The following is a 1,852-nucleotide window of genomic DNA, read 5'->3' as shown; positions in this document are numbered from 1 at the left end:
GCGGCAGGCGTTCTCCCCCGCCTTCCACGTCCAGGGGCTCTGCGCCCCGCTGCTGGCGTTGCACTCCACCGACGACCCGGCCGCCCCGTGGACCGAGTCGGCGCTGCTGGTCGCCGCCGCCCGCGCCCACGACCCCGGCGGTGCCCGGCTCACCCTGGTCCACGTCTTCAGCCACGTGACCCAACGGCGCTCCCTGCGCGCCCCGAGCAGCCTGCCCGACGACTGGCGGCTGGTCCGCTACGTGGTCGGCCTGCTCCAAGCCCACCGGCGAGCGGCGTGACCGGAACGTGCACCCAAGGGCCCGCGGGACAACGGCGACGCGACGCTGCGGCACCTCAAGCGTGAGTTCGGCGATCGCGGTGTAGCCGCGCGCGCCGGCCAAGTCACGACAACCCATCGGCGCGGACCCAGACCGTCAACGAACGCTGTGCGTCCCGCGGCCCCTCGTCGACGTAGGCGAGCCGGCCGCTCGCAGCCGGGGACCCTAACAGGCCCCGAGCGCCACCAGGGGCGCTGTTGCATTCCGCCAACCCGCGGCATGCTGAGGTCGCGCCCGCAGCTCGGGATCAGATCGCTGAGGCGAGCTCGTCGAACGCGACCGCCAGCCGCCCGGCCCATCGGCTCCTCGACAGCCAGCTCGTAGTGCCCTCGCCGAACGTTCTGCACGAAGGCGTGCCCGGCGACGATCATCCTGGCGCTGCGATCCTGCTTCAAGCCCCGCATCGGTCGCAGCCGTGCCTTCAACCGGCCGTGATCCGCCTCGACCCGGTTGTTCGCGTACTGCTCGGTTCGATGCTACGCCGCCGGGTAGGTCGGCGCCCGGTCGGTGACGACCCCGCGAGGCGTGACCTGAGGGGTGCGCATGGCCCGCTCGAAGAACCGGCGGGCGGCCTTGGCGTCCCCGCCGTGGGGACACGAACACGTCGATGACCTGCCCGAACTGGTCGATCGCCCGGTGACGTAGCGCCACTGCCCGGCCACCTTCACATAGGTCTCATCGACACGCCAGCGGGTGCCGACAGCGTGTCGGCACGGTCGGCCAGCAACGGCGCGAACCGCACCACCCACCGGTAGATCGTGACGTGGTCGACCTCGACACCGCGCTCGGCGAGCAGTTCCTCGACCTCGCGGCAGGACGGTCCAGAGCGCAGGTGCCAGCGGACCGCCACGACGATGACGTCGGACGGAACTCGGAAGCCGGCGAAGACCGAGGGTGTGACGGGATCGGGGTGAGGGCGGGGATTGCTCATCCCCTGTGGTCTCGCCGCTCGGGGATGTGCATGGCCAATGCACAGCGCCAGGGGCAGTACTGAGCCGGGGTCAGCCGGTCGCGGCGGCCTCGGCGGGCTTGTCCGCCTCGCGGACCAAGGCGCCGTCGATCTCGATCTTGGCTTCTTCGCTGATCACCAGCCGGCCGCCCTCCAACACCGGGTTCCAGGTCAGCTGCCAGTCCGAGCGGCGCAGGGTTCCTCGGGCGCTGAAGCCCACCCGGCGCATCCCCATCATGTCCAGGAACGCCTCCTCGATCTCGGCGTCGAGGGTGACCGGGTTGGTGGTGCCCGCGATGGTCAGCTCGCCGGTCACCCGGTAGCGGCGCTCGTCGACCCGCTCGACCGTGGTGCTTCGGTAGGTGATCTCGGGATGCTCCTCGACGTCCAGGATGTTGGTGCGCAGATCGTTGTCGCGCATCTCGCTGCCGCTGTCGATGCTGGCCGCCTTGATCGTGAGCGTGGCCACGGCGGTCAGCGGGTCGTCGTCCTCGGCCTCCACCTGGCCGCGCCACTCGTGGAACTTGCCGCGGATGGTGGTGACCATCATGTGGCGCGCTGAGAACCCGATCGTGGTGTGGGTG

3 protein-coding genes and 1 pseudogene are annotated in these 1,852 nt (G+C 70.8%); 1 reads left to right on the top strand and 3 read right to left on the bottom strand.

The features are described 5' to 3' along the window. Positions 1–280 (top strand): hypothetical protein (locus VGR06_RS28930; RefSeq protein WP_327562317.1); only part of this gene is annotated, 280 nt, incomplete at its 5' end. Here VGR06_RS28930 and VGR06_RS28925 read toward each other — a convergent pair. The 3 genes and pseudogenes from VGR06_RS28925 to VGR06_RS28915 all read right to left on the bottom strand — a co-directional run. Continuing rightward, positions 238–981: pseudogene (locus tag VGR06_RS28925) on the bottom strand (DDE-type integrase/transposase/recombinase). The gene VGR06_RS28930 and the pseudogene VGR06_RS28925 overlap by 43 nt on opposite strands. 2 nt (positions 982–983) lie before the next feature. After that, complete coding sequence (locus VGR06_RS28920) at positions 984–1,250, bottom strand: hypothetical protein (protein ID WP_327562316.1); 267 nt, start codon at positions 1,248–1,250, stop codon at positions 984–986. A gap of 70 nt (positions 1,251–1,320) precedes the next feature. Then, positions 1,321–1,852: YceI family protein (locus tag VGR06_RS28915; protein WP_327562315.1), on the bottom strand; the 532-nt coding region annotated here is incomplete at its 5' end.

This window comes from Actinophytocola sp. (assembly GCF_036002505.1).
GTDB lineage: Bacteria > Actinomycetota > Actinomycetes > Mycobacteriales > Pseudonocardiaceae > DASYTH01.
The sequence above is the reverse complement of the archived record's forward strand: the minus strand, read 5'-3'. Positions and strand labels throughout refer to the sequence as shown.